Genomic DNA, 25,223 nt, shown 5'->3' with positions numbered 1-25,223 from the left:
CCAAGGCGACGCCTGCCGGGCAAGGAAGAATTTTCGCGCGGCAGTCTGGAATGCCCTCCGGCGCGCTTTGGTACAAGCCTTGCTGTCACTGGACGTGACAGTACGATGACGGAGCCAGCCCCATGCGTGACAAGAATGCACCGGGATCCATGCCGGTACCCGCACACTTCATGAATGCGCAGAGCGCGATGGTCGGTCTGCGCGGCCGCGACCTCACCTCCACCCTACGCACCCTGGCCTTCCAGGGCCTGCGCCAGCCGATGCACAGCACGCGACACCTGCTGGCGTTCGGCAAGCAGCTGGGACGGGTCCTGCTCGGTGATACGCCGTACCAGCCCAACCCGCAGGACAGCCGCTTCGCCGACCCGACCTGGCACCTCAATCCGTTCTACCGCCGCAGCCTGCAGGCCTACCTGGCCTGGCAGAAGCAGCTCAAGGCGTGGATCGACGAGAGCGACCTGTCGCCGGATGATCGCACCCGCGCGCACTTCCTCTTCTCCCTGCTCAACGACGCGCTGTCGCCCTCCAACACGCTGCTCAACCCGCTGGCGGTCAAGGAACTGTTCAACAGCGGCGGCAGCAGCGCGTTGCGCGGCGCGCGGCAGATGTTCGACGACCTGCTGCACAACGCCGGCATGCCGCAACAGGTCGACAAGCGCGCCTTCGAGGTCGGCCGTAATCTCGCCATCACCCCGGGCTCGGTGGTGTTCCGCTGCGAGATGTTCGAACTGATCCACTACAAGCCGATGAGCGAGAAACAGTACGAGCGCCCATTGCTGGTGGTGCCACCACAGATCAACAAGTTCTACATCTTCGACCTCAGCCCGGAGAAGAGCTTCGTCCAGTACTGCCTGAAGAACGGTCTGCAGGTGTTCATGATCAGCTGGCGCAACCCGGATGCGCGCCATCGCGAGTGGGGCCTGTCCAGCTATGTGCAGGCCGTCGACGAGGCCACCGAAGTGTGCCGCTCGATCACCGGCAGCAAGGAAGTGAACCTGATGGGCGCCTGCGCCGGCGGCCTGACCGTCGCCGCCCTGCAGGGCCATCTGCAGGCCAAGCGCCAGCTGCGCAAGATCGGCTGCGCCACCTATATGGTCAGCCTGCTGGACGCCCAGGTGGAAAGCCCGGCGATGCTGTTCGCCGACGAGCAGACCCTGGAGTCGGCCAAGCGCCGCTCCTACCAGAGCGGCGTGCTGGATGGCCGCGACATGGCGCGGGTGTTCGCCTGGATGCGCCCCAACGACCTGATCTGGAACTACTGGGTCAACAACTACCTGATGGGCAAGGAGCCGCCGGCGTTCGACATCCTCTACTGGAACAACGACAACACCCGTCTGCCGGCCGCGATGCATGGCGACCTGCTCGACCTGTTCAAGCACAACCCGCTGAGCCGTGCCGGCGCGCTGGAGGTGTGCGGCACGCCGATCGACCTGTCCAAGGTCAATCTGGACAGTTTCAGCGTGGCCGGCATCAACGACCACATCACGCCGTGGGACACGGTGTATCGCTCGGCCCTGCTGCTGGGCGGCAACAGCCGCTTCGTCCTGTCCAACAGCGGGCACATCCAGAGCATCCTCAACCCGCCGGGCAACCCCAAGGCCACCTACTTCGAGAACGGCAAGATGACCAGCGACCCGCGCGCCTGGTATCACGACGCGCAGAAGAAGGAAGGCAGCTGGTGGCCGCAATGGCTGGAATGGATCCAGCAACGCTCGGGCGAGCAACGCGAGACCATCTTCAGTGTCGGCAGCAACAAGTACCCAGCCATGGAGAACTCGCCGGGTACCTACGTCCACGTGCGCTGAGGCACGGCGAAAAGCGCTGGCCGGGCGCCGCCCCGGCCGGTTATCGTCGGAGCTCCGGCGGCCAATCAAGATCATGGAATGAAGACCCGCGACCGCATTCTCGACTGCGCCCTGCAGCTGTTCAACGAACAGGGCGAACCCAACGTCTCCACCCTCGAAATCGCCACCGAGCTGGGCATCAGCCCAGGCAATCTCTATTACCACTTCCATGGCAAGGAGCCGCTGGTGATGGAGCTGTTCGAGCGCTTCCAGACCGCCCTTGCGCCCCTGCTCGACCCACCGGCCGAGGCCGAGTTGGGCGCCGAGGACTACTGGCTGTTCCTGCACCTGATCGTCGAGCGCCTGGCCCAGTACCGCTTCCTGTTCCAGGACCTCTCCAACCTCTCCGGCCGCCTGCCCAAGCTGAGCCGTGGCATCCGCCAGTGGCTCAACCAGCTCAAGCGTACCCTGGCCAGCCTACTGGCCCGCCTCAAGGCGCTGGGCCAGTTGCGCAGCGACACCGAGGCGCTCGGCCAACTGGTCGAGCAGATCACCCTGACCCTGCTGTTCTCCCTCGACTACCAGCGCATCATCGGCGCCAGCGGCGAAGTACGCCTGGTGGTGTTCCAGGTGATGATGCTGGTCGCCCCGCACCTGGCCGACGACTCCCGCCACGCCGCCGAGCGCATCGCGCATCGCTATCTCGAAGCCTGAAGACGCCCGCCTTACCGAGCTCCCCTGAAATGCAAAACGCCCGGCACTAGGCCGGGCGTTTTGTCATCCTGCGGAACGATCAGGACGGAGTAGCGGGAGTTGCCGGTGCAGCGGCCGGTGCCGGGGTAGCAGCCGGAGCCGGCGCCGGAGCGGCGGGCTTGGCAGCGACCGGTTTCGGCGCGGCAGGCTTCTTCACCACCGGCTTCTTCACGGCTGCCGGCTTGGCGGCCGGTTTTGCAGCGGGTTTGGCCGCAGGCTTGGCAGCTACCGGTTTAGCCGCAGGCTTCGCTACCGGCTTGGCAGCGGCCTTGACGGCTGGCTTCGCAGCAGGCTTGGCGGCAGGTTTAGCTGCAGCCTTGCTAGCGGGTTTCGCAGCTGGTTTGGCAGCGGCTTTGACTGCCGGTTTGGCGGCGGTCTTGGCGACCGGCTTGACCGACTGACCGGTGAGCTTCTCGATCTGCTTGGTCAGGCTGTCGACCTTGGTCTGCAGCGACTTCACTTCATTGCGGCTGGGCACACCCAGGCGAGAGATGGCGCTGTTAAGACGCTTGTCGAAAGCCTCTTCCAGTTCGCTCCACTTGCCAATGGCCTTGCCTTTGACTTCGTCGACTTTCGACTTGGCCGAACCGACGGTGGTGCCGACGCTGGACTTGACCACATCCAGTTGCTTGTCGACTTCGGTCTTGGCCTTCTTCTCGGCCTTCTCGCCATCCTTGACCAGACCGTCGAACAGCTTGTTGCCGTCCTTGCTGATCTTCGAATAAGCGCCGAGGCCGGCCAGCCAGATCTGCCGCGAGTACTTCTCGACCTCGCCGATCCAGGAGTTGCTTTCCTTCTTGGCAACCGGCTTCTTGGCCGCCGGTTTTGCCGCCGGTTTTGCAGCGGTAGGTTTCTTAACAGCCATCCTGCTCTCCTTAGTTAGGTACGCGCCACACGCTCAAGCAAAGCATTCAACTCGTCCAGCTTAGCAGAGAGTGCCTCAACATCTTGCTTGGAGGGAATACCAAGGCGATTCAGAGCGCTGGCCACGCGGTTGTCGAAGGCCTTCTCGATCTTGTCGAACTGCACCTCGACCTTGCCTTTGACTTCGGAAACGCCAGTTTTGACGCTCTTGATTTGAGTCTCGATCTGGCTGTTGGCGGCCTCGACCTGCTCGTTCACCAGCTTCTTGCCCTGCTTCTCGACGCCTTCGCCGGCCTTGACCAGCTCCTTGAAGTAATCGACGCCTTCGGCGCCGGCCTTGGCGTAGGCACCCAGGCCTGCCAGCCAGACCCGACGGGCATAGGCTTTGACATCGGTGAGGACGGTGGCTTTGTCTTCGATTTTCGCGACTACGGCTTTCTTCTTGGCGGCGACTTTAGTGGCCATGGTGCACCTCGCATTCAAAGTGATGGACTGGTCATCCTTTGCCAGGACTTGAGTGCAAGGTAGTGAGAAAAATTAGAAACCACATACTAGGGCGGCGGACACCTTGTCGCACCTCGCCCCGGCTCAGGCCTTGAGGTGCTTGTCGAGGGTCTCCTCGATTTCGCGCTTGATGGTGCCACCGAGGGCGGACAGCAGCAGACCGAGCTTGAGTTCGACACGCACGCTGTCGTCGGCCACGGCGATGCTGCCGTCGGCGCCACTGCGCTTGAACTCCAGGGTGTCGCCGCTCCAGCGGTACTTCACGTCGTACTCGCTGGCCAGGCGCTGGGCCAGTGCCTCGGCCTTCTCGCGGGCGACGGCGAGGCCAAGGGAATGGGAACGTTCGACGGTGATACGACTCATGCCTGACTCCGGCTGCGACCTGATGTCGCCCGACTATAACAGCTCCACCCGGCGCCAAGACAAAGGCAGGCTGCGGGTTTAGAATGGCCGCCACTTCGATTCAGGTGACCGCGACATGAACGACCCGCGCAAGGCCGCAGAGCAGGACAAGACCACCCACTTCGGCTTCCAGGATGTGCCTGAGAGCCAGAAGGCGGAGAAGGTCGCCGAAGTCTTCCACTCGGTGGCGGCCAAGTACGACCTGATGAACGACGTGCTCTCCGGCGGCCTGCACCGCCTGTGGAAGCGCTTCACCATCGAGCTGTCCGGCGTGCGTCCGGGCAACCGCGTGCTGGACATCGCCGGTGGCACTGGCGACCTCACCCGAAAGTTCTCCAGCCTGGTCGGTCCGACCGGCGAGGTGGTGCTGGCCGACATCAACGACTCCATGCTCAAGGTCGGTCGCGATCGTCTGCTGGACAAGGGTGTGGCCGGCAACGTGCAGTTCGTGCAGGCCGACGCCGAGGCGCTGCCCTTCCCGGACAACCATTTCGACGTGGTCACCATCGCCTTCGGTCTGCGCAACGTGACGCGCAAGGAAAACGCCCTGCGTTCCATGCTGCGCGTGCTCAAGCCGGGCGGCCGCCTGCTGGTGCTGGAGTTCTCCAAGCCCGGCAACCCGCTGCTGGCCAAAGCCTACGACACCTACTCGTTCAGCTTCATGCCGCTGGCCGGCAAGCTGATCACCAACGATTCCGAGAGCTACCGCTACCTGGCCGAGTCGATCCGCATGCACCCGGATCAGGAAACCCTCAAGGCCATGATGGTCGAGGCCGGCTTCGAGCGCGTCACCTACCACAACATGACCGGCGGCATCGTCGCCCTGCACCGCGGTATCAAGCCCTGATGCTGCTCACCGGTCTGCTGGCCGGCGTCGAGCTCGGCCTCAACCGCGTGCTGCAGATGGACAGCACCGCGCTGCCTCGCCTCGCCCGGCTGGAAGGCAAGCTGATCGAAGTCGACTGCCAGAGCCCGGCACTCAAGCTGTTCATCCTCCCTGGCGCCGACGGCCTGCAACTGGCCAGCCACTGGGAAGGTGCCGACTGCGTGCTCAGCGCACCCGCCAGCAGCCTGCTGCGCCTGGCCCTGGCCAAGGACAAGACCGCCATCCTGCATCGCCCGGAGGTCACCCTGAGTGGTGACAGCGCCGTGCTGCTGGAACTGGCCGGCATCCTCCAGGACCTGGAGCTCGACTGGGAATACGAACTGTCGCGCTGGCTCGGCCCGGTCGGCAGCCAGCTGCTCGCCGGCCACCTGCGCAGCCGCGTGAACTGGGCTGGCGACAGCCTCGACAGCCTGCGCCAAACCCTGGCCGACTACCTGGCCGAGGAGTCGCGCAGCCTGGTCGGCGAGCGCGAAGCCCAGGCCCGCTTCGACGAACTGGACGACCTCAAGCTGGCCCTCGATCGCCTCGACGCGCGCATCGACCACCTTGCCCGGAACCTGAACAAGACCCCATGAGCCTGCTCGCCACCCGCCGCCTGCTGCGCATCCTGCGCGTGGTCATCCGCTACCGCCTGGACGACCTGCTGCTGAACCTGCCGCTGCCCACCTGGATGCGCGCCCTGCGCTTCGCCCTGCCCTGGCGCTGGCTGCCGCGACGCCAGCTCGAACTGAGCCGCGGCGAGGCCCTGCGCCTGGCGCTGGAAGACCTCGGTCCGATCTTCATCAAGTTCGGCCAGCTGCTCTCCACCCGCCGCGACCTGCTGCCACCAGACATCGCCGACGAACTGGCACGCCTGCAGGACCAGGTGCCGCCGTTCGATCCGGAGCACGCCGTGGAGCGCATCGAGCAGCAGCTCGGCGCCAAGGTCGGCGAGGTGTTCGCTCGCTTCGACGTGGCCCCGCTGGCCTCCGCCTCCATCGCGCAGGTGCACGCCGCGCAGCTGAAGAGCGGCGAGGAAGTGGTGGTCAAAGTGATCCGCCCCAACCTGCGGCCGATCATCCGTTCCGACCTGGCCTGGCTGTTCCTCGCCGCGCGCATCGCCGAGAAGGCTTCGGCCGATGCCCGCCGCCTGCGCCCGATCGAAGTGGTGTCGGACTACGAGAAAACCATCTACGACGAGCTCGACCTGCTGCGCGAGGCGGCCAACGCCAGCCAGCTGCGGCGCAACTTCCAGGACTCGCCGCTGCTTTACGTGCCGCAGGTGTACTGGGACTGGTGCCGGCCCAAGGTGATGGTGATGGAGCGCATCTACGGCGTGCCGGTGACCGACATGGCGGTGCTCGCCGACCAGCGCACCAACATGAAACTGCTGGCCGAACGCGGCGTGGAAATCTTCTTCACCCAGGTATTCCGCGACAGCTTCTTCCACGCCGACATGCACCCCGGCAACATTTTCGTCGCCACCCGCACGCCGTGGAGCCCGCAGTACATCGCCATCGACTGCGGCATCGTCGGCAGCCTCACCGACGAAGACCAGGACTACCTGGCGCGCAACCTGATCGCCTTCTTCAAGCGCGACTACCGCCGCGTGGCCCAGCTGCACATCGACTCCGGCTGGGTGCCGGCCGAGACCCGGGTCAACGACTTCGAGGCGGCCATCCGCACCGTGTGCGAGCCGATCTTCGAGAAGCCGCTGAAGGACATCTCCTTCGGCCAGGTTCTCCTGCGCCTGTTCCAGACCGCGCGCCGCTTCAACATGGAAGTGCAGCCGCAGCTGGTACTGCTGCAGAAGACCCTGCTCAACATCGAGGGCCTGGGCCGCCAGCTGTATCCGGACCTGGATCTGTGGAGCACCGCCCAGCCGTTCCTCGAGCGTTGGATGCGCGAGCGCGTCAGCCCCATGCACCTGCTGCGCAACCTGCAGCAGCAGGCCGAGCAGGTACCGCACCTGTCGCAGATGGCCCGCGACACCCTGGAGAAGCTCAACCAGCAGCGCCCAGCGCCCAGCGTGGAGACACCCGTGCATCGAGGCTGGTCGCTGCGCCTGCTCGGTGCGGCGCTGGTGGCTGGCGGCGTCAGCCAGGGCCTGGCACTGGCCCCGGCGGCCTGGGCCGCCTGGCTCAGCCTGGGCGCCGGCCTCGCGTTGATCCTGCGCCGATAGCCAGTGCAGGCCGCGGCTGGCACACTAACCGGATAGTTAACCGACTCACCACAAGGCCGCCCTCCATGGGCGGAGCCCCGAATGACTGATTGGCTCGACGAAATTAGCTGGAACGAGGATGGCCTGGTCCCGGCCATCGCCCAGGATCACAAGACCGGGCGCGTACTGATGATGGCCTGGATGAACCGCGAATCCCTGGCCCTCACCGCCGCCGAGCAGCGCGCCATCTACTGGTCACGTTCGCGTGGCAAGCTGTGGCGCAAGGGCGAGGAATCCGGGCATGTGCAGAAGCTCCACGAGCTGCGCCTGGACTGCGACGCCGACGTGATCATCCTGCTGGTCGAACAGCTCGGCGGCATCGCCTGCCACACCGGCCGCGAAAGCTGCTTCTATCGGGTCTTCGAGAACGGCGCCTGGCAGACCGTCGACCCGATCCTGAAAGACCCGCACGCCATCTACCAGGGGCACAAGCATGAGTGACACCCTCACCCGCCTGGCCGAAGTGCTGGAGGCGCGCAAGGGCGCGGCGCCGGACAGCTCCTACGTGGCCAGCCTGTATCACAAGGGTCTGAACAAGATCCTGGAGAAGGTCGGCGAGGAGTCGGTCGAGACCATTCTGGCGGCCAAGGACGCAGCCGCCAGCGGCGACTGCAGCGACCTGATCTACGAGACCGCGGACCTCTGGTTCCACAGCCTGGTCATGCTCGCCGCCCTCGGCCAGCACCCGCAGGCCGTGCTGGACGAGCTGGACCGCCGTTTCGGACTTTCCGGGCACGACGAGAAAGCGGCGCGCCCCACTTCCTGAATTCATAACGAGGACTACTTGCATGGGTATCTTTGACTGGAAACACTGGGTCGTCATCCTGATCGTCGTGGTGCTGGTGTTCGGCACCAAGCGCCTGAAGAACCTCGGTTCCGACCTGGGCGAGACCATCAAGGGCTTCCGCAAGGCGATGAACACCGACGAGGACAAGCCCGCCGAAGCGCAGCCGCAGGCACCGGCACAACCCACCGCCAGCGCCGACGTGCAGCACAAGCCGCAGACCATCGACGCCCAGGCTCAGCGAGTCGAAGAGCCGGCGCGCAAGGACTAAGACGTGTTCGATATCGGCTTCTCCGAGCTGCTGCTGGTCGGGCTGGTGGCGCTTATCGTTTTCGGTCCGGAGCGCCTGCCGGGTGCGGCTCGCACCGCCGGCCTGTGGATCGGCCGGCTGAAGCGCAGCTTCAGCGCGATCAAGGCCGAAGTGGAGCGTGAAATGGGCGCCGACGAGATTCGCCGGCAGCTGCACAACGAGCAGATCCTGCAGCTGGAGCGCGAGTTGAAGCAGTCGATCCAGCCGCCGGCTGCGACCACGACCGAAACGCCGGCACCAGCCAGCGAGACGCCTGTGGCGCCCACTGCCCCAGCCCCCGCCGCCGAAGCCACGCCCCCGGCCCCTTCCCCAGACAATCTGGAGCCGCCGCGCCAGCCATGACCGAGCAGAACAGCGAAATGCCCCTGGTGGCGCACCTCACCGAGCTGCGCTCGCGCCTGCTGCGCTGCGTGGTGGCCATCTTCATCGTGTTCGCCGGGCTGTTCTACTTCGCCCAGGACATCTACACCTTCGTCTCGGCGCCGCTGCGCGCCTACCTGCCGGAAGGCGCGACGATGATCGCCACCGGCGTCGCCTCGCCCTTCCTCACCCCGTTCAAGCTGACCGCGTGGTGTTCGCTGTTCCTCGCCGTGCCGATCATCCTGCACCAGGTGTGGGGCTTCATCGCCCCAGGGCTGTACAAGCACGAGAAACGCGTCGCCATGCCGCTGCTGATTTCCAGCATCTTCCTGTTCTACGGCGGCATGGCCTTCGCCTACTACCTGGTGTTCCCGCTGATGTTCCACTTCTTCGCCAGCGTGACCCCGGAAGGGGTGGCGATGATGACGGACATCAACGAGTACCTGGACTTCGTCCTCACCCTGTTCTTCGCCTTCGGCGTGGCCTTCGAGATCCCGGTCGCCACCTTCCTGGTGCTGTGGGTCGGCATCATCGACCTGGAGACGCTGAAGAAGAGCCGCCCCTACGTGATCGTCGGCTGCTTCGTGGTCGGCATGATCCTCACCCCGCCGGACATCTTTTCGCAGACCCTGCTGGCCGTGCCGATGTGGCTGCTGTTCGAGGTCGGCCTGTTCTTCGGCGGCCTGGTGCGCAAGCGCAGCGAGCACGAGCCGGAAGATCCGAGCGACGACCAGCCGCCCGCACCGCTGCAATGAACCTGCTGCTGCTCGAAGAGGCCGACTTCGTCGCGCCGGATCGCGCCGTGCTGCAAGGCCGGCGCCTCAAGCATCTGCACGAGGTACACCGTGCCGAAGCCGGCGACCAGCTGCGCGTCGGCAGCCTCGGCGGCCTGATGGGCCGCGGCACCCTGCTGGCACTCGATGAGCAACACGCCGAGCTGCAGGTGGAGCTGGACCAGCCGCCGCCGGCCAAGCTGCCGCTGACCCTGCTGCTCGCCCTGCCCCGGCCGAAGATGCTCAAGCGCGTGCTGCAGACCGTGGCCGCCATGGGTGTGCCGCGCCTGGTGCTGCTCAACAGCTACCGGGTGGAAAAGAGCTTCTGGCAGACCCCGTTCCTCGAACCGGATGCCATCCGCGAGCAGCTGGTCCTCGGCCTGGAACAGGCCCGCGACACCGTGCTGCCCGAAGTGATCATCGAGAAGCGCTTCAAGCCCTTCGTCGAGGACCGCTTGCCGGGCATCGCCGCCGGCACCCTGGGCCTGGTCGGCCACCCCGGCGACTACCCCGCCTGCCCACGCGCCCTCAGCGAAGCGGTGACCCTGGCCATCGGCCCGGAAGGCGGCTGGATTCCCTACGAAGTGGAAAAGCTGGGCGAGGCCGGTCTTGCGCCGGTGCAGCTGGGTGAGCGCATCCTGCGCGTGGAAACGGCGGTCACAGCGCTGCTCGCCCGCCTGTTCTGAGAACCTGGCTACGATCTGCTGCGCGTCGGCCCTGCTGCGTTAAAAACAGGCCGGGACGCGGCGTCTCGGAATGCTCATTTACCACTCGTAAACTCCGCTTCCTCGCCTGTTTTTGCCTTGCATGGCTCTAGCTCGTGAGATCGTAGGCAGGCTCTGAAAGCCGTTGTTCTGAAACATCGGTCAGCTTAGGCTGACGGCATCCTCAGCCGTCGAGAAGCCGATCATGCGCCCACTGACCATCGACCTGGACCAACTGGCCTGCGCCCTCAACACCGAGGGCCTCGATCACTACCTCGACCTGCTCAGCGGCAAGGTGCTGCTGATCCCCGAAGAAGACGCCGACCCCGAACTGGAAACCCTGCTGCGCAGCGAGCCGGAGCGCTTCCTGCTAGTCGAGCCGCTGGACCAACAGGGCGGCCTGGAGCTGATGCGCGAGTTCCTCGCCGAGGTCATCCACCCGCATGCCTACGGCGAACTGGAACAAGCCCTGGAGGGCCGCCGCCCGGCGCGCACCTTCATCCATGCGCTGATGCAGTACCCGGCGCTGCTGCAGGCCTGGCAGGGCTTCGAGGCCGAACGCCTGCGCGAACTGGCGCAGGACTGGCTGGCGGAAAACGAGCTACAGCCAGCCAGGCCACTGCACTGAGCCTGTCAGCCCCAGCAGGTAAAAGAAAAACCGCCACATACGTGGCGGTTTGTCGTTACAGCACCTGACGCAGGAAGCTCTGCGCGCGTGCATCCTGCGGCTGGGCGAAGAACTGCGCCGGTGGCGCGTCTTCCAGCAGCTTGCCGTGGTCGAAGAACAGCACGCGGTCGGCCACTTCGCGGGCGAAGCCCATTTCGTGGGTGACGCAGACCATGGTCATGCCTTCCTGGGCCAGCTGCTTCATCACGTCGAGCACTTCGCCGACCATCTCCGGGTCGAGCGCCGAGGTCGGCTCGTCGAACAGCATGACCTTGGGCTCCATGCACAGGGCGCGGGCGATGGCCACGCGCTGCTGCTGGCCGCCGGACAGGCGCGAGGGGTACTCGTGGGCCTTCTGCGCGATGCCGACCTTGGCCAGCAGCGCCTGGGCCTTGGCCTCGCGCTCGGCCTTGCCGCGCTTGCGCACGATCTTCTGCGCCAGGCACAGGTTCTCCAGCACGGTCATGTGCGGAAACAGATTGAAGTGCTGGAACACCATGCCCACCTCGCGACGGTAGGCGTTCACATCGGTCTTGGGGTTGGCCAGGTCGACGCCGTCGATGCTCACCGAGCCCTCATCCAGCTCCTCCAGGCCGTTGAGGCAGCGCAGGAAAGTGGACTTGCCGGAGCCGGACGGGCCGATCACCACCACCACTTCGCCACGCTGCACCTGCGTGGTGACGTTATCCACCGCGCGCACTTCGTGGCCGCGGGCGTCGAAGACTTTTACCAGGTTGCGGACTTCAATCACTTTTGCCGAGCCTCCGCTCCAGTCGGTTGGCGATCTGCGACAGCGGCAGGTTGATCACCAGGTACAGGCCGGCCACGCAGAACCAGATCTCGAAGGTGGAGAACGAGGTGGTGATGGCTTCGCGGCCGCTCTTGGTCAGTTCGGTGATGGCGATCACCGAGACCAACGAGGTGTCCTTGACCAGGCTGATGAACTGCCCAGCCAGCGGTGGCAGCACGCGCTTGAACGCCTGCGGCAGGATCACGTGGCGCATGCTCTGCGCGGCGGTCAGGCCCAGCGAGCGCGCCGCCTCGTTCTGGCCCTTGGCCACCGACTGCACGCCGGCGCGGACGATCTCACCGACATAGGCGCCGGTGAACAGCGCCAGCGCGGCGACCCCGGCGAACTCGCGGGACAGGTTGAGCACGGTGCCGATGAAGAAGTAGAAGATGAATATCTGCACCAGCAGCGGCGTGCCGCGCACCAGCTCGACGTACACGGTGGACAGGTCGCGCAGGGTCGGGTTGCTCGACAGCCGGCACAGGCCGGTGACCAGGCCGATCACCAGGGCCAGGGCGCCGGAGGCCACGGAGATCCACAGGGTGGTCCACAGCCCCCAGAGCAGCGGGCCGGCGGCCCAGTGGCGGGTGACGCCGATCTCGTCGCCTTCGCTGACATCGTCGCCCTCGGCCACCCGCAGGCTGTCGCTGGCGATTTCCAGCACCTGCTCCTCGCCGCCCTCGGCGGTGAGGGTCACGCGGGTCTGCTCGCCACTCTCGGTGATGGCGCTGACGCTGCCGTAGTCGGCGGCGCGCTGTGCTTCCTCGGCCTGGTAGGCGAAGTACTGCGGCACGCGATTCCAGTGCCACTCGTAGGCGATCAGCGAAGTGGAGTACCAGAGGCTCCAGGCCACCAGGGCCAGGATCAGTCCGGTGAGGACATGCCAGGGCCAGGTACGACGATGTTTTCTAATCACGGGAAATCTCGCTCATGGCGGGGAACAGAAACAGGCCCGACCTTGTGGGCCGGGCCTGTCTTCACCAGCGAGGACCGAAGTCCGACGCGGGGTTTATTCCATCTCTTTCAGCCAGTCGTTCTTCTTGAACCACTTGGTGTGGATACGCTCGTAGGTGCCGTCGTGCTTGATCTGGTTCAGCCAGTTGTTGATCCAGTTCAGGCTGTCGTGGTCGCCCTTCTTCAGGCCGAAGGCCAGAGGCTCGAAGGTGAACGGCTCGTCAAGGAACACCAGCTTGCCGGCGCCGGCCTTGTTCACCGCGACGACGTTGTACGGAGCGTCGTAGATGAAGGCATCGGCCTTGCCGTTGACCACGTCCATTACCGCTTCCTGCTCGTTGTCGAAGCCGTGGTACTGGGCCTTGGCGATCAGCTTCTTGGCGACCATTTCGCCGGTGGTGCCGATCTTCGAGGTAATGCGGTACTTGGCATCGTTCAGGTCCTTGTAGGACTTGATCTCGCCCTGCAGGTCCTTGCGGATCAGCAGGGTCTGGCCAACCACGATGAAGGGCTCGGGGAAGTTGACCCGCAGGTTGCGCTCCTGGGTAACGGTCATGCCGGAACCGATCATGTCGAACTTGTCGGTCAGCAGGGCCGGGATGATGCCGTCGTAGCTGGTGGACACCAGCTCCAGCTTGACGCCCATGGCCTTGGCCATGGCTTTGAGCAGGTCGACTTCGAAGCCGATGATTTCACCGCGCTTGTTGGTCATCTCGAAGGGCATGTAGGTCGGGTCCATGCCGACGCGCAGGGTGCCGCGCTTGACCGCGTCGTCGACCATGCCGGCGTGGGCCAGGCCGCTCACCGCACAGGCGGAAAGCAGCAGAGATGCGAGAAACTTCTTCATTCTTATCTCCTAAGGGACAGCTCGTAAACGGATGCGCCCCCACGGACACCGGGGCAAGGCGGGCAATCCTAACCGCCCGAACTGTGGATGGCGAGTCGCAAAGCAGGCAGGAATCGGGCCAGATCGCCGCACCGACGACCGGTCGGTTCAGATGTCGAGGAGAAAAGTCACCGGACCGTCGTTGACCAGGTGCACCTGCATGTCGGCGCCAAAGCGCCCGGTGGCCACCTGCGGGTGCTGCTCGCGGGCCAGGCTCACCAGCTGTTCGAACAGGGCCAGGCCCTGGGCCGGCGGCGCGGCAGTGGAAAAGCTCGGACGCAGGCCGCTCTTGGTGTCGGCGGCCAGGGTGAACTGCGAGACCAGCAGCAATCCACCATCAACGTCCTTGAGCGACAGGTTCATCTTGCCGTCGGCGTCGGAGAACACCCGGTAGTTGAGCAGGCGCTGCAGGCCCTTGGCCAGGGTCGTCGCATCGTCCTGCGGCTCGATGCCGACCAGCGCCAGCAGGCCCTGGTCGATGGCGCCGACTATCTCGCTATCGACCTCAACGCGGGCGCCACGCACCCGCTGGATCAGCAGCTTCACGCGTCTTCCAGCGGCAGGTCGAGCAGGCGCCGGGCCATCTGGTCGGCGGCGCGCACCAGCGCATCGGTAATACCCGGCTCGGCGGCGGCATGCCCGGCGTCGCGGATGATCTGCAGCTCGCTGTTGGGCCAGGCCTGGTGCAGCGCCCAGGCGTTGTCCAACGGGCAGATCACGTCATAACGGCCGTGCACGATCACGCCCGGCAGGTGGGCGATCTTCGGCATGTCGCGCAGCAACTGGTCTTCCTCGAGGAAGGCGTTGTTGACGAAGTAGTGGCACTCGATGCGGGCGATCGACAGCGCACGCTGCGGCTCGCTGAAGCGGTCGACCACCACCGGGTTCGGCCGCAGGGTGGCGGTGCGCCCCTCCCAGCAGGACCAGGCCTTGGCCGCATGCATCTGGGCGATCTGGTCGGCGCCGGTCAGGCGTTTGTAGAAGGCCTGCACCAGGTCACCGCGTTCCTCGACCGGAATCGGTGCGATGTAGTCTTCCCAGTAATCGGGGAACAGGCGGCTGGCGCCTTCCTGGTAGAACCAGCTGATCTCCTGCGGGCGGCAGAGGAAGATGCCGCGCAGGATCAGGCCGTGCACCCGCTCCGGGTGCGCCTGGGCGTAGGCCAAGGCCAGGGTCGATCCCCAGGAGCCACCGAACAGCAGCCACTTGTCGATGCCCAGGTGCTCGCGGATGCGCTCGAGGTCGGCCACCAGGGTCTGGGTATTGTTGCCTTCGAGGCTGGCATGCGGCGTGGAGCGGCCACAGCCGCGCTGGTCGAAGGTGACGATGCGGTACAGGTTGGGATCGAAGTAGCGGCGGCTGGCGCTATCGCAGCCGGCGCCCGGGCCGCCATGGATGAACACCACCGGCAAACCGTCCGGAGAGCCACTCTCGTCCACGTAGAGCACATGCGGCTCGTCCACCGCCAGCTCGTGGCGGGCGTGGGGTTTGATCTCCGGATACAAAGTCAGCATGGCGCACTCCCGAGTCTGTGCGTATGGTCCCTGAGACCGTCTGCCGACGGTCAGCCGTGCCGGGCATCATAACCATGAAAAGGACCTTGAACATGACTCGAGCGCAACTAATCCCCGCTTTTCTGCTGATCTGCGCACTGCTCGGCGGCTGTACCTCAAGCGACCCGCAGGCTGCCCTGGAAGCTGCCGTTCAGCAGTTGCAGGACAACCTCGAAGCCAAGAACACCGGCGATGTCATGGAGCAGCTGCACCCACAGTTCAGCGCCCAGCAGCAATACGACCGCGCCTGGGCGCAGCGCACCATGGCCATGCTATTCCTGCGCCACAAGCAGGTGCGGGTGATCGCCATCGGCACGCGCAGCGAGGTCGACGCCACTTACAGCAACAAGGGCCACACCCGCGCCGAAGTCGCGGTGACCGGCGCCGAGGGGCTGATCCCGGACAGCGCCCGCCACTACAGCGTCACCCTGGAATGGTGGCTGGAAGACGGCGAGTGGAAGCTGGCGCGCCTGGACTGGGAATGAGCCGGCTCAGAACAGCCAGGGAATGAACATGCGGCTGCGCTGCATGTAGGTGCGATAGGCCTCACCGAAGTAGGCCAGGCACTCCGCCTCGTCACGCCGCGCTGCCAGGTACAGCAGCACGCTGGCCAGCACGCCCAGGAGCAGGGTGACAACGTGCAGGTCCTTCCAGGCGATGCCCCAGGTCAGCAGCAGCAGCGAGCAGAACAGCGGGTGGCGGATGAAGCGGTAGATGCCGCCGGTGACCAGCTGCGAGGTGCGCTCGAAGGCGTATAGCTCGTCATCCTGGCGCTTCTCGCTGGGCTTGCCGTCACGGCGTAGCTGGTAAATGCCGCAGAACAGCACGCTCAGCGAGGCGAACAGCAACACCCAGGAAACGCGCTGGTGCAAGGCGTAGCGATCCTCGAACCAGACCGGCGCATTGAGCACCAGCAAACCGAGCATCGCCTCCCAGGCGAGGAAGCGATAGAAGCCGTGGGAACGGGTGTTCTTCAGCGCGCGCCAGGAGATGCCCAGCAACACCAGTGAACCCAGTACAAATCCCGCCACCTGCAGCCACGCCATCCTGCTCTCCTCCGTCTGCCGCTTCGCCAGCCCCGTCCAGGCCTCTGATACACTGCCGGCCTCTTCAGTTCCGGCGTACGCAATGGACCGCACCCAACTGCACAGCCTGCTGCCACACCAGGGCCAAGCCCTGTGGCTGGACGCCCTGCTCGGTCACGACGCCGGCCGCATCGAGGGACTGTCCGCCTGGCATCACCTGCAGGCCTTCGGCGACGACGCTTCGCCCTGCCTGCTGTTCGAGGCCGCCGCCCAGCTGTGCGCCGCGCATGGTGCCCTATATGGCGAGGATAACGCCATCGACATGGCCCTGGTCGGCAAGCTGTCCCAGCTGCAGCTGCACCATGAGCCACAGCACCGTGAAGGCCCATTGCATGTTGCCGCCACCCAGGAGGCGCTGAGCCCGGCAGGCGCGCTCTACGCCTTCAGCATCCACGCCGAGCAGCGCCTGCTGCTGGACGGCAAGCTCCTGCTGGTACTGATCCGTGCTTGAGCTGAACAACATCGTCCACCGCTATCCCGGCGCCGACACCCCGGCCCTGCAGCACATCGATCTGCAGCTGCAGCCCGGCCAGTGCCTGGGCCTGCTCGGCAGCAACGGCGCCGGCAAGACCACCCTGCTCTCCCTGCTGGCCGGCGTGCTGCCGTTGCAGCAGGGCGAGATCCGCTGGGACGGCGAGCGCAGCCTCGGCCTGGTGCCGCAGCAACTGGCCTTCTATGCCGAACTCAAGGTGCGCGAGAACCTCGAGCTGTTCGCCGACCTCTACCGCCTGCGCGGTGCCGAGCGCGCCCGTCGCCTGGAGCTGTGCATCGCCAGCACCGCCCTGGAGAGCAAGCTGCAACGCCGTGCCGCGCGCCTGTCTGGCGGTGAGCAGCGCCGCCTGAATTTCGCCATCGGCCTGCTGCAGCCGGCGCGCCTGTATCTGTTCGACGAGGCAACAGTGGGCGTCGACGCCGCCAGCCGCCAGCTGCTGCTGGGCGCCGTCGAGCGCCTGACCGGCGAAGGCCACGGGGTGATCTACACCAGCCACTACCTCGACGAAATCGAGCGCGTGGCCCAGCGCATCGTCCTGCTGCACGAGGGCCGTGTGCGCCTGGATCTGGACAGCCGCCAATTGCTCGGTGACAGCCACGGCCTGCTGCTGGAGTGGCAGAACGAAGAGCCCGCCGGCCTGCGCGACCTGCTGACGAAACTGCACCTGGACGCCGAAGCACTGCCGGGCGGCCTGCGCATCGCCGCGCTGGATGGCCCGCAGCTGCTGGAGATCACCCGCTTCCTCGCCGAGCGCCCCGAGCTGCCACATCTGCTGCGCTTCGGCCGGCCCTCGCTGGAGCAGCTCTACCTGCGCCTCAACGGAGGCCGTCTATGAGACTGCGGGCCCTGGTGCGCAAGGAATTCCTGCTGATGCTGTGCGACCCGCACGCGCTGGCCGTGCTGTTCATCATGCCGACCCTGTTCCTGGTGCTGATGGCCGGCGCCATGTCCAATTATCTGCAGGACAAGCCGCCGTCCCTGCGCCTGGTGCTGGAAGCCTCATCGAACGGCAGCTACGAGCAGGCATTCCGTGCAGCCCTGGAGGCCCAGCTGCCGGGCAGCGAACTGCTGCAGCAGGGTGACACGCGCAGCGCCAGGATCAGCCTGCCCGCTGACTTCAGCGAGACCCTGCTGGACGACGAACGCCAGGGCCTGGCCCTGAGCTTCCCGCCGCAACTGGACAAGCTGTCGCGCCAGCATCTGCGCGGCGCCGTGCGCATCGCCCTGGCACAAACCCGCCTGCTCGCCTTCCTCGAAGACAGCGGCGACCTGGATGCCAGCCTGCCGCTGGCCGAGCGCCTGGCCCTGGTGCAGCAGCGCACCCAGAGCAAGGTCGAGGAACACGAACTGCTGGCCAGCGGCGACCTCAGCGGCCGGGCCAACGCCAGCCAGCTGAGCGTGCCGGCCTGGCTGATCTTCGGCATGTTCTTCGTCGCCCTGCCGATGGCCGGCGGCTTCCAGCGCGAACAGCAGAGCGGCGCCCTCCTGCGTTTCCGCGCTCTCGACCTCAGCCTGGCGACGCTGGCCCTGAGCAAGCTGCTGCCCTACTTCGCCATCAACCTGGTGCAGTTCGCCCTGCTGCTAAGCATCGGCGTCCACGGCCTGCCGCTGCTCGGCCTGCAGGGCCTGTCCCTGCCCGGCAGCCCGGCGGCCTACGCCCTGCTCGCCATCAGCCTGAGCCTGGCCACCTGCGGCCTCGGCCTATTGCTGGCCGCCCTGGCGCGCAGCGCCGAGCAGGCGTTGTTGCTTGGCGGCGGGATCAATATCATCCTCGCCGCCCTGGGCGGCATCATGGTGCCGAAGAGCGTGATGCCGGCGGCCATGGGCCAGCTGGCGGAAGTCTCGCCGATGAGCTGGGCGCTGGATGCCTTCCTCACCCTGCTGGTGGGCCAGGGTTCGCTCGCCGACATCGCCCCCTACTGTTTCCGCCTGCTGCTGATGGCTGCCCTGCTGGGTGGCGGTGGCTGGCTTCTGTTCCGCAGACGAGTGCAGCAAACGCAATGGACGAACAACTAGAACAACAACTCAAGCAACTGCTGATTCGCGAGTGCGACAAGGAAGACGACATCGACTGGCAGAGCATCGCCGACGATGAGCCGCTGTTCGGCGCCAAGAGCCGCGTGCAGATGGACAGCCTGGACGCCCTGCAGGTGTCGCTGGCCCTGCAGCAGCACTACGGCGTGCGCATCGAGGGCGCCAAGGACGGCCGCAAGATCCTCGCCAGCATCGCCGATATCGCCGCTTTTATCCGCAGCCAGAAATGACCCCGGTCTACCTGCAACGAGGCGCCCTGCACAGCGCCCTCGGCGCCGACCTGAGCGATGCGGCGCGCAACCTGCTGGCCGATCACCGGCCGCAGCCGACGCCCTTCCAGCTGCACGAACTGCAGCAGCCACGGCCCTACTTCACCGTTGCTGCTGACGAGACGCTGGATGCACGCCTGGATCGCCTGCTGAGCGAAACCCTGGGCGACGCAGCGGCCGCCGACTGCCTGCTAATCGTGGCCAGCACCGCGCTGGATATCACCGAGCTGGAAACCCAAGTGGCAGCCGACGGCGGCTTTCGCTTCGAGCACTCCACGCCACTGGACCTGATGGCCGAACGGCTGCGCCAGCGTCACGGCTTCGCAGATGCCTTCACCCTCAACACCGCCTGCACCAGCGCCGCCAATGGCCTGCTGTATGGCGCGCGCCTGCTCGCCAGTGGTGAGTACAAACAAGTACTGGTGTTGGCCTTCGAGACGCCCAGCGCCATCGCCCAGCAGGGCTTCGGCGCCCTCGACCTGACCAGCCCCAGCGGCGCCTACCGGCCCTTCCATCCCGAGCGCGATGGCCTGGTGCTCGGCGAGTGCTACTGCGCCACCCTGCTCGGCCTCGAACCAGGCCCGGCACCGCTGGCCAGGCTGCTCGGCGGCTTCAGCGCCTGCGACACCAGCAGCCTGACCACCACCCGCGAGGACGGCAGCCATATCGACTGGGTCATGCAGCGCGCACTGAACACTGCTGGCGTCACAGCCGAGCAGATCGGCCTGGCCAAGCTGCACGGCACCGCCACTGGCGCCAACGACCTGGCCGAAAGCGCCGGCATGCGCCTGCTCTATCCCGAGGCGATGCCACCGCTGGCCGTGCTCAAGCCCTGGTTAGGCCACACCCTGGGCGCCTGCGGCCTGAGCGAAACCCTGCTGCTGCTCGCCGCCCTGCGCCAAGGCACGCTGCCGCCGCTGGACTATGCCGGCGAGGCGCTGCTGCCGCTGCCCAGCGAGCCGACGGCAGTAGCGCCCGACGCCCTGCTGCTGGCCAATTTCTTCGGCTTCGGCGGCAACAACGCCAGCCTGGTACTGCAGGGGATCGCGCCATGAAAGTTGTCGCCGCCAGCGAGATCCACGGCAGCGCCGCCCTCGACGACAAGGCGCTGAAGGCCGCGCTCAGCCAGTACCTGAGCAGCCCACCACGGCGCATCGACCGCCTGATCTTCCAGGCCCTGCTCGGCGCCGCACTGCTCAAGGAGCAGGTGCGCAGCGACTGCGGCCTGTACCTGGCCTCGCGCCACCCGGCGCGGCCAACCATGGGCGCGCTGCTCGACGCCGTGTGCGTGCAGCAGCGCCAGCCCAAGCCCTTCGAGTTCGTCAACAGTGTGAGCAATGCCGCCGGCTTCCACGTCGCCCAGCAACTGGGGCTGGAAGGGCCGAATCTGTTCGTCGGCGCCGGCCCACGGGTGTGGCCGCAACTGCAGCGGCTGGCCGCGCTGGACCTAGCCGATGGCCTGGTCAGCCAGGCGCTGCTGGTGGTGGTGGAAGACCTGGGCGATTTCCGTGTGCAGGCGGCACTGCTGGAGCGCGGCACGCCGACCACAGTGGCGGCGGATTTCGCCGCGCTGACTGCGAGCAGCGAGGTCAGCCGGCTCGCCCTATAAAGGCGAGCCGCATCTGCGGCTCAAGCCTTGCGCTTGCTCCAGGCGCCCAGTTCCTTCATCAGTGCCCGCTCCTGGCCGGCAATGCCACGCAGCATCTCGGCGATGGGGCGGAAGTCCGGCGCCTCGCCCTTGCTGCGGCTGGCGCGCACGCAGGCGGAGGCGAACTGACGCCAGTCGTCGCCGATGGCGGTCAGGCGTGCCGAGGCCTCACCCAGGTCGGCCGCGCCGATCTTCTCGCCGGCCTCCTGCAGGAAGCTGGCGTACATGAAGCGGAAGCCGGCGCCGCCGGTGCCGATCTCTTCCTGCATGCGCACGATGTGGGTCAGGTACAGGCGGTTGTACTTGGTCTGCGCCGGATCGAGCTGCTCGACCTGCTTGGCCAGGTGCTGGATGCCGCGGATGCCGATCCACGGCAACGGCATGCCGTCGAGAATGCGCGTGGTGCCGAGCACGGCCTGGCGGATCAACTTCTCCCAGTCCTGCTCCTGCGGCACGTCATCGAGCCAGTACATCAGGCCCTTGGCCGCCAGCGCGCCCTTGGCGAAGCGCGCCTTCTGCAGGTCGGCGCTGGCGCAGCGCACCGGCTCCTCGAACACCGGGTCGCTGATCAGGTACTCGTCGCCATCGCGGCCGTAGGCCAGCAGGTTGTGCGCGTTGAAGTGGAAGCGCATCTCCGGCGGGAAGTACGGCAGCCAGAACACCGAGCTCTGCAGGCCGGCCAGGCGACCCTGGTCGAGCAGCGCATCCAGCTCGCGGCGGCCCTGCTCGGGGTTGCCGAAGGTACGGCTGTTGAGACGAGCGCCGAGGCGTTTGCTCAGGGTCTTGATCAGGTGCTTGGGCGGCATGCGATAGGCAATCAGCGGCATGCCGCTGAGCTTGACGATCGGCAGGTAGGCGAAGGCCAGGCCCGAGGCAAGGCCGAAGGCCATCGGTTCGCTCATCGGCAGGCCGGCATGGCTCAGCAGGCTGGCCATCACCCCGCTCTCGCAGTGGGCGCTCTGGCGATGCTGGAAATGCGGTTCGAAGCTGCTCATGCCGGGGCCTTCTGGTAGCCGATCAGTTGTTCCACCGGCAGGCCGAAGGCTTCGGCGTAACGGGCGAGGATGGCGGCGCTCAGGCGCCGGTAGATGGCCGGGCGGAAGTGCCTGCGGATGCGCCACTGGAACAGCCCGGTGATCTGCGCCAGCGCCGGCTCGTCCAGGCGATAGCGATACATCAGGCACTTCAGCGGCGACAGCTCGCCACGCTGCCAGGCCGTCTCGGCCTCGGCTTCCTGGGCCTCCAGCTCAGCCACGGCCAGCTGGGTGGCGTAGGCCTCGGTGTCCCAGCCGTCGCTCTGCGCGCGCTGGTAGTGACCCTCGGCATCCACGGCGTAGACCAGCTTGCTGTGGCCGCCGTAGGTGGAGCTGTGATCCTGGGGAACCTCGTCAAGCTTCATTGGCCGACCACCGTCAGATGCATGAATGCGCTGGAGAAACGGCCGCTTTCGGGCACGTAGCAGAGCAGGCGCTCGCCGCTGCGCAGGCGTCCGCCGTTGAACAGTTCCTCGAGGATGATGAAGATCGAGGCGGCGCCGGTGTTGCCCTTGCTGGTCAGGTTGGTGAACCAGCGTTCCTGGGGAATCGGCAGGTCGGCCTCGGCCAGGCCTTCGGCCAGGCGCTCGCGGAAGAACTCGGAGGAATAGTGCGGCAGGAAGTGGTCGATGTCCGCCACGCGCAGGTCGCGCTTGTTCAAGATGCGCTTGAGCGCCTCGACCACGGTGACGCGCACGATGTTGTCATTGAGCAGTTTGACGTCCTGCTTGATCGCCATCACCGAGCGGCGGTTGCGCTCGTCGGCGGCGAAGCGGCTCCAGCCGGTCAGGCCGCCCTCCTCCATCTCGGCGCCGGCGTACATGCACGGCGGCATCTGGTCGGCGAAGGAGAGGATGTCGATCCAGTCGATGCGCAGGCTCAGGCCGCGGGCATTGGGCTGGCCCTGCAACCATACGGCGCCGGCGCCGTCGGAGAGCATCCAGCGCAGGAAGTCCTTCTCGAAGGCGATCTCCGGGTGGGTCTCCAGCTCGGCGGCGCGACGCTCGTACTCGGCGTCGAAGTTGTGCGCCTGCATCAGCGCGGAAGCCACTTCGGAGCCACAGGCCACGGCGTTGCGGCTCTCGCCGCTGGCGACACTAAGGTAGGCGTACTTCAGCGCGGTCACGCCGCACAGGCAGATGCCGGCGGTGGTCACCACCTCGCTGGGCGGGCTGCCCAGCTCGCCGTGCACCATCACCGCGTGGCCGGGCATAGTCTGGTCCGGCGACGAGGTGCTGGCCACCAGGCAGTCCAGCTCAGCCAGATCGAACCCCGGCGCCTGCAGGTCACGGATGGCGGCGGCGCTGATCTGCGCGTTGCTCATCGCCTGCTGGCCGCTGGCCGGGTCGATCGCGTAGTGGCGGCTCTGGATGCCGTTGCGCTTGAGCACCAGGCGCCGCGCCCGCGACGGCTGGCCGCCGACGAAGCCGAGGCGCTCTTCCATCTGCTCGTTGTCGACCGGGTCGAACGGCAGGTAGGCGCTGATGCGGTTGATGAAGACGGGATTGGCCACGTTGAATTCCTCGGGTCACTTCACTCGCCGGACGGGCCGGCGAAGTAGGCCTTTTCACGCAGAGTCCGTTCCCTGGACAGCGGAGCCAGCAGTTTCTTGAGCAGGGCGCCAAGCGGCACCACGGTGATGATCAGGCAGATCAGGAAGACGATGTAAACCACCAGGCCGACACCTCGGCGTGCGCTCTGCTGCGGGCCGAGCGCCGAGAGCAGGCGGCTCCACAGCTGGAAGCTGCGGTTGCCGACCTTCTCGCTGCCGATCAGCTTCTCGTCGACACGCACGGCACCAAGGCCCTGCAACATGGGCTGCTCGATGGGCAGCTGGTCGGCGTTCAGGCGGCGCGCCATGGCCTCGCCAAAGCGGCTGGCAGCGACGATCTCGCCCTCTTCTATGCCGGCGCGCGGCACCCAGGAATAAGGTTTCTGCCGGCCAGTGAACATCCACAGGGGGGTGGCCAGGAAGCTCGCGGCGGTGCCGCAGGCGTCGGTCAGGGCAATGTTGTCGACCAGCCGCGCACCCAGCTCGGTCAGCTTGGTCTTGATCTTCTCCTGAGCCATCAGCCACATGTTGCGGCAGCCGATCAGGGTCACCACCGGGGTGTCCTTGAACAACTTGGCCGCCTCCGGCGAGGCGAGGAAGCTGGTCACCGGCAGCGACGGCGAGAGGAACCACACCTGGTAGGCGAGGATGATCAGGTCGTAACGCTTGCCCGCGTCCACCTGCAGCGGCAGCAGCGGCTGCGGGCGCATCAGCACGGTTTCAGGGAAGATGCGGAAGAAGCCGAGGAACGGCCAGGGGAAGGGAAAGGGCTGCGCCGGCTGCAGTTGCAGATGGTCGACCTGCACGCCGGGGTCATTTTCCAGGGGCACGCATACCGATTGGACCAGACGATCCAACTGGCCGGTTTGTGAAAAATGAACCACTAAAACCTGACGCATCCCTTGCCAATTCCCTGCAAAATGGCCGGATTATGCCACAGCGATTTCTTCAAACCGTAACCTGGCCGTGCCTGCTGACGCTGCTGTTCGTCAGTTCACAGACGCGCGCCGGAGACATTCTGGTCAAGGTCGAGGGCAAACAGGCCATCGGCGCGCTGCACCTGGCCCTGGTGCCGGCCGATCAGCCCGAGTGGGATGGGCAGATCCTGCGCCAATTGCAGAGCGGCGAGACGGAGCTGCGCCTGACCGATGTGCCGCCAGGACGCTACGCCGTGCAGCTGTTCCAGGACCTCGACGGCGACGGCACGCTGGCCCTCAGCCCACGTGGCGTGCCGCGCGAGCCGGTGGGTTTCTCGAGCAATCCTGCGCTGTTCAAGGGCAAACCGAAGCCACCGCAGTGCCTGTTCGAGCACGGCAGCGGCGATACGCTGATCGTGGTGAAACTGCGCGGCAGGCGCTAATCCTCGCGCCAGACCAGCTCGGCGGTGTCGTAGCCACGGCTGCGCGCCTCGGCCAGCAGGCGTTCGCTGACCGCCGAGGCGACCTCCGGCGAGCGCGACAGCAACCACAGGTATTCGCGATTCGGATGGCCGACCAGCGCGGTCTGGTAGTCCGCATCCAGGTAAAGCACCCAGTACTCGCCCCGGGTCAGGCCGGGGAAGAGATTGCTGAACCAGTTATCGAAGTGCACCCACAGCTTGTCGGTACGCCCCTCCTGCTGCAGCCGCGCCTCGCCAAGCGCTTCCTGCCACTCGCCTGTGGCGGTGCGGCAGCGATTGGTGACCGCGACGCTGCCGCTCTCCTGCAGGCGGTAATGCGCCTCGGAGGCCACGCAGTTGCGCTGGAAGAACATCGGCAGGCGCGCCAGCTCGTACCAGGTGCCCTGGTAGCGCTGCAGGTCGACCTGGCCGGCGGTCTGTGGCGGCTGATCGGGCTCGCCCGAGCCGGCGCAACCGGCGAGGACGAACAATAGAGACAGGAGGATGGGGCGCATGGCGAATCTCCGCGAAGGCTGTGCGCTTTCGACCACGGCTG

The 25,223-nt window shown here is 66.2% G+C and carries 34 protein-coding genes; 20 read left to right on the top strand and 14 right to left on the bottom strand.

Features of this window, described 5'->3' with window-relative positions; genetic code table 11:
* Window positions 1-122 precede the first annotated feature (122 nt).
* Window positions 123-1,805 carry a class II poly(R)-hydroxyalkanoic acid synthase gene (gene phaC, locus PTT45_RS21240; protein ID WP_273815981.1) on the top strand — a complete coding sequence of 561 codons (1,683 nt, stop codon included), beginning with the start codon at window positions 123-125 and terminating at the stop codon, window positions 1,803-1,805.
* A 78-nt stretch (window positions 1,806-1,883) separates the two neighbouring features.
* Window positions 1,884-2,498 (top strand): TetR/AcrR family transcriptional regulator, encoded by a 615-nt coding sequence (locus tag PTT45_RS21235; RefSeq protein WP_273815980.1) that lies wholly within the window; start codon window positions 1,884-1,886, stop codon window positions 2,496-2,498.
* A gap of 79 nt (window positions 2,499-2,577) precedes the next feature.
* Here PTT45_RS21235 and PTT45_RS21230 read toward each other — a convergent pair whose 3' ends face one another.
* The 3 genes from PTT45_RS21230 to PTT45_RS21220 form a co-directional block, all read right to left on the bottom strand.
* Window positions 2,578-3,402 carry a phasin family protein gene (locus PTT45_RS21230; RefSeq protein WP_273815979.1) on the bottom strand — a complete coding sequence of 275 codons (825 nt, stop codon included), beginning with the start codon at window positions 3,400-3,402 and terminating at the stop codon, window positions 2,578-2,580.
* 14 nt (window positions 3,403-3,416) lie between these two features.
* Complete coding sequence (locus PTT45_RS21225) at window positions 3,417-3,866, bottom strand: phasin family protein (RefSeq protein WP_273815978.1); 450 nt, start codon at window positions 3,864-3,866, stop codon at window positions 3,417-3,419.
* A gap of 123 nt (window positions 3,867-3,989) precedes the next feature.
* Window positions 3,990-4,268 (bottom strand): polyhydroxyalkanoic acid system family protein, encoded by a 279-nt coding sequence (locus tag PTT45_RS21220; RefSeq protein ID WP_273815977.1) that lies wholly within the window; start codon window positions 4,266-4,268, stop codon window positions 3,990-3,992.
* 115 nt (window positions 4,269-4,383) lie between these two features.
* Here PTT45_RS21220 and ubiE point away from each other — a divergent pair, with 115 nt between their 5' ends.
* The 10 genes from ubiE (at window position 4,384) to PTT45_RS21170 (ending at window position 10,952) form a co-directional block, all read left to right on the top strand.
* On the top strand, window positions 4,384-5,154 hold the full coding sequence (gene ubiE, locus PTT45_RS21215) for a bifunctional demethylmenaquinone methyltransferase/2-methoxy-6-polyprenyl-1,4-benzoquinol methylase UbiE (RefSeq protein WP_273815976.1): 771 nt from the start codon (window positions 4,384-4,386) through the stop codon (window positions 5,152-5,154).
* Window positions 5,154-5,768 (top strand): ubiquinone biosynthesis accessory factor UbiJ, encoded by a 615-nt coding sequence (locus PTT45_RS21210; protein ID WP_273815975.1) that lies wholly within the window; start codon window positions 5,154-5,156, stop codon window positions 5,766-5,768. The genes ubiE and PTT45_RS21210 overlap by 1 nt, the downstream gene beginning before the upstream one ends.
* Complete coding sequence (gene ubiB, locus PTT45_RS21205; protein ID WP_273815974.1) at window positions 5,765-7,354, top strand: ubiquinone biosynthesis regulatory protein kinase UbiB; 1,590 nt, start codon at window positions 5,765-5,767, stop codon at window positions 7,352-7,354. The genes PTT45_RS21210 and ubiB overlap by 4 nt, the downstream gene beginning before the upstream one ends.
* 81 nt (window positions 7,355-7,435) lie before the next feature.
* Window positions 7,436-7,834 (top strand): phosphoribosyl-AMP cyclohydrolase, encoded by a 399-nt coding sequence (hisI, locus tag PTT45_RS21200; protein ID WP_273815973.1) that lies wholly within the window; start codon window positions 7,436-7,438, stop codon window positions 7,832-7,834.
* Window positions 7,827-8,159, top strand: a complete 333-nt coding sequence (locus PTT45_RS21195) for a phosphoribosyl-ATP diphosphatase (RefSeq protein ID WP_043311115.1) — start codon at window positions 7,827-7,829, stop codon at window positions 8,157-8,159. Before hisI ends, PTT45_RS21195 begins: the two co-directional genes overlap by 8 nt.
* A gap of 22 nt (window positions 8,160-8,181) precedes the next feature.
* On the top strand, window positions 8,182-8,448 hold the full coding sequence (locus PTT45_RS21190) for a twin-arginine translocase TatA/TatE family subunit (protein WP_273815972.1): 267 nt from the start codon (window positions 8,182-8,184) through the stop codon (window positions 8,446-8,448).
* A gap of 3 nt (window positions 8,449-8,451) precedes the next feature.
* Window positions 8,452-8,829, top strand: a complete 378-nt coding sequence (gene tatB, locus PTT45_RS21185; protein WP_273815971.1) for a Sec-independent protein translocase protein TatB — start codon at window positions 8,452-8,454, stop codon at window positions 8,827-8,829.
* Window positions 8,826-9,602 (top strand): twin-arginine translocase subunit TatC, encoded by a 777-nt coding sequence (gene tatC, locus PTT45_RS21180; RefSeq protein WP_273815970.1) that lies wholly within the window; start codon window positions 8,826-8,828, stop codon window positions 9,600-9,602. Before tatB ends, tatC begins: the two co-directional genes overlap by 4 nt.
* Window positions 9,599-10,306, top strand: coding sequence for a 16S rRNA (uracil(1498)-N(3))-methyltransferase (locus tag PTT45_RS21175; protein WP_273815969.1), 708 nt, complete (start codon window positions 9,599-9,601; stop codon window positions 10,304-10,306). Before tatC ends, PTT45_RS21175 begins: the two co-directional genes overlap by 4 nt.
* Window positions 10,307-10,529: 223 nt before the next feature.
* Window positions 10,530-10,952, top strand: coding sequence for a UPF0158 family protein (locus PTT45_RS21170; RefSeq protein WP_273815968.1), 423 nt, complete (start codon window positions 10,530-10,532; stop codon window positions 10,950-10,952).
* A gap of 55 nt (window positions 10,953-11,007) precedes the next feature.
* Here PTT45_RS21170 and PTT45_RS21165 read toward each other — a convergent pair whose 3' ends face one another.
* From PTT45_RS21165 to pip, 5 genes are all read right to left on the bottom strand, one after another.
* Complete coding sequence (locus PTT45_RS21165) at window positions 11,008-11,742, bottom strand: amino acid ABC transporter ATP-binding protein (protein ID WP_043311109.1); 735 nt, start codon at window positions 11,740-11,742, stop codon at window positions 11,008-11,010.
* Window positions 11,735-12,697, bottom strand: coding sequence for an amino acid ABC transporter permease (locus PTT45_RS21160; protein ID WP_273815967.1), 963 nt, complete (start codon window positions 12,695-12,697; stop codon window positions 11,735-11,737). The genes PTT45_RS21165 and PTT45_RS21160 overlap by 8 nt, the downstream gene beginning before the upstream one ends.
* A 93-nt stretch (window positions 12,698-12,790) precedes the next feature.
* Entirely contained in the window at window positions 12,791-13,582 is a 792-nt protein-coding gene (locus PTT45_RS21155; RefSeq protein ID WP_273815966.1) for a transporter substrate-binding domain-containing protein, read from the bottom strand.
* Between the two features lie 147 nt (window positions 13,583-13,729).
* The gene (gene dtd, locus PTT45_RS21150; protein WP_273815965.1) at window positions 13,730-14,167 is read right to left on the bottom strand and encodes a D-aminoacyl-tRNA deacylase; all 438 of its coding nucleotides are present in this window, start codon (window positions 14,165-14,167) and stop codon (window positions 13,730-13,732) included.
* Window positions 14,164-15,135: a prolyl aminopeptidase gene (gene pip / locus PTT45_RS21145; protein ID WP_273815964.1), complete on the bottom strand. Its 972-nt coding sequence runs from the start codon at window positions 15,133-15,135 to the stop codon at window positions 14,164-14,166. The genes dtd and pip overlap by 4 nt, the downstream gene beginning before the upstream one ends.
* 92 nt (window positions 15,136-15,227) lie before the next feature.
* Here pip and PTT45_RS21140 point away from each other — a divergent pair, with 92 nt between their 5' ends.
* Window positions 15,228-15,659, top strand: coding sequence for a hypothetical protein (locus PTT45_RS21140; RefSeq protein WP_273815963.1), 432 nt, complete (start codon window positions 15,228-15,230; stop codon window positions 15,657-15,659).
* Between the two features lie 6 nt (window positions 15,660-15,665).
* On the opposite strand, the gene PTT45_RS21135 is transcribed toward PTT45_RS21140, so the two are convergent.
* Window positions 15,666-16,220: a methyltransferase family protein gene (locus PTT45_RS21135; RefSeq protein WP_273815962.1), complete on the bottom strand. Its 555-nt coding sequence runs from the start codon at window positions 16,218-16,220 to the stop codon at window positions 15,666-15,668.
* 82 nt (window positions 16,221-16,302) lie between these two features.
* Here PTT45_RS21135 and PTT45_RS21130 point away from each other — a divergent pair, with 82 nt between their 5' ends.
* Genes PTT45_RS21130 through PTT45_RS21105 form a run of 6 tightly spaced genes read left to right on the top strand, consistent with a single transcriptional unit; the run spans window position 16,303 to window position 20,664 of the window.
* The gene (locus PTT45_RS21130; RefSeq protein WP_273815961.1) at window positions 16,303-16,710 is read left to right on the top strand and encodes a beta-hydroxyacyl-ACP dehydratase; all 408 of its coding nucleotides are present in this window, start codon (window positions 16,303-16,305) and stop codon (window positions 16,708-16,710) included.
* Window positions 16,703-17,587, top strand: coding sequence for an ABC transporter ATP-binding protein (locus tag PTT45_RS21125; protein WP_273815960.1), 885 nt, complete (start codon window positions 16,703-16,705; stop codon window positions 17,585-17,587). The genes PTT45_RS21130 and PTT45_RS21125 overlap by 8 nt, the downstream gene beginning before the upstream one ends.
* Window positions 17,584-18,768: an ABC transporter permease gene (locus PTT45_RS21120; protein ID WP_273815959.1), complete on the top strand. Its 1,185-nt coding sequence runs from the start codon at window positions 17,584-17,586 to the stop codon at window positions 18,766-18,768. Before PTT45_RS21125 ends, PTT45_RS21120 begins: the two co-directional genes overlap by 4 nt.
* A complete protein-coding gene (locus PTT45_RS21115; RefSeq protein WP_273815958.1) occupies window positions 18,753-19,016 on the top strand; it encodes an acyl carrier protein in 264 nt (87 codons plus the stop codon). Before PTT45_RS21120 ends, PTT45_RS21115 begins: the two co-directional genes overlap by 16 nt.
* Window positions 19,013-20,110 (top strand): beta-ketoacyl synthase N-terminal-like domain-containing protein, encoded by a 1,098-nt coding sequence (locus PTT45_RS21110; RefSeq protein ID WP_273815957.1) that lies wholly within the window; start codon window positions 19,013-19,015, stop codon window positions 20,108-20,110. Before PTT45_RS21115 ends, PTT45_RS21110 begins: the two co-directional genes overlap by 4 nt.
* Entirely contained in the window at window positions 20,107-20,664 is a 558-nt protein-coding gene (locus PTT45_RS21105; RefSeq protein WP_273815956.1) for a hypothetical protein, read from the top strand. The genes PTT45_RS21110 and PTT45_RS21105 overlap by 4 nt, the downstream gene beginning before the upstream one ends.
* A gap of 20 nt (window positions 20,665-20,684) precedes the next feature.
* Here PTT45_RS21105 and PTT45_RS21100 read toward each other — a convergent pair whose 3' ends face one another.
* The 4 genes from PTT45_RS21100 to PTT45_RS21085 are packed head-to-tail and all read right to left on the bottom strand — an operon-like array spanning window position 20,685 to window position 24,119.
* Complete coding sequence (locus tag PTT45_RS21100; RefSeq protein ID WP_273815955.1) at window positions 20,685-21,698, bottom strand: BtrH N-terminal domain-containing protein; 1,014 nt, start codon at window positions 21,696-21,698, stop codon at window positions 20,685-20,687.
* Complete coding sequence (locus PTT45_RS21095; RefSeq protein WP_273815954.1) at window positions 21,695-22,102, bottom strand: hypothetical protein; 408 nt, start codon at window positions 22,100-22,102, stop codon at window positions 21,695-21,697. The genes PTT45_RS21100 and PTT45_RS21095 overlap by 4 nt, the downstream gene beginning before the upstream one ends.
* Window positions 22,099-23,250, bottom strand: coding sequence for a beta-ketoacyl-ACP synthase III (locus tag PTT45_RS21090; protein WP_273815953.1), 1,152 nt, complete (start codon window positions 23,248-23,250; stop codon window positions 22,099-22,101). The genes PTT45_RS21095 and PTT45_RS21090 overlap by 4 nt, the downstream gene beginning before the upstream one ends.
* Window positions 23,251-23,270: 20 nt before the next feature.
* Window positions 23,271-24,119 carry a dialkylrecorsinol condensing enzyme gene (locus PTT45_RS21085; protein WP_273815952.1) on the bottom strand — a complete coding sequence of 283 codons (849 nt, stop codon included), beginning with the start codon at window positions 24,117-24,119 and terminating at the stop codon, window positions 23,271-23,273.
* A 38-nt stretch (window positions 24,120-24,157) separates the two neighbouring features.
* Between PTT45_RS21085 and PTT45_RS21080 the strand changes: the two genes are divergently transcribed.
* A complete protein-coding gene (locus PTT45_RS21080) occupies window positions 24,158-24,649 on the top strand; it encodes a DUF2141 domain-containing protein (protein ID WP_273815951.1) in 492 nt (163 codons plus the stop codon).
* On the opposite strand, the gene PTT45_RS21075 is transcribed toward PTT45_RS21080, so the two are convergent.
* Window positions 24,646-25,182 (bottom strand): lipocalin family protein, encoded by a 537-nt coding sequence (locus PTT45_RS21075; RefSeq protein ID WP_273815950.1) that lies wholly within the window; start codon window positions 25,180-25,182, stop codon window positions 24,646-24,648. The genes PTT45_RS21080 and PTT45_RS21075 overlap by 4 nt on opposite strands.
* Window positions 25,183-25,223 lie beyond the last annotated feature (41 nt).

This window comes from Pseudomonas sp. Gutcm_11s, assembly GCF_028649395.1.
Classification (GTDB): domain Bacteria; phylum Pseudomonadota; class Gammaproteobacteria; order Pseudomonadales; family Pseudomonadaceae; genus Aquipseudomonas.
The sequence above is the reverse complement of the archived record's forward strand: the minus strand, read 5'-3'. Positions and strand labels throughout refer to the sequence as shown.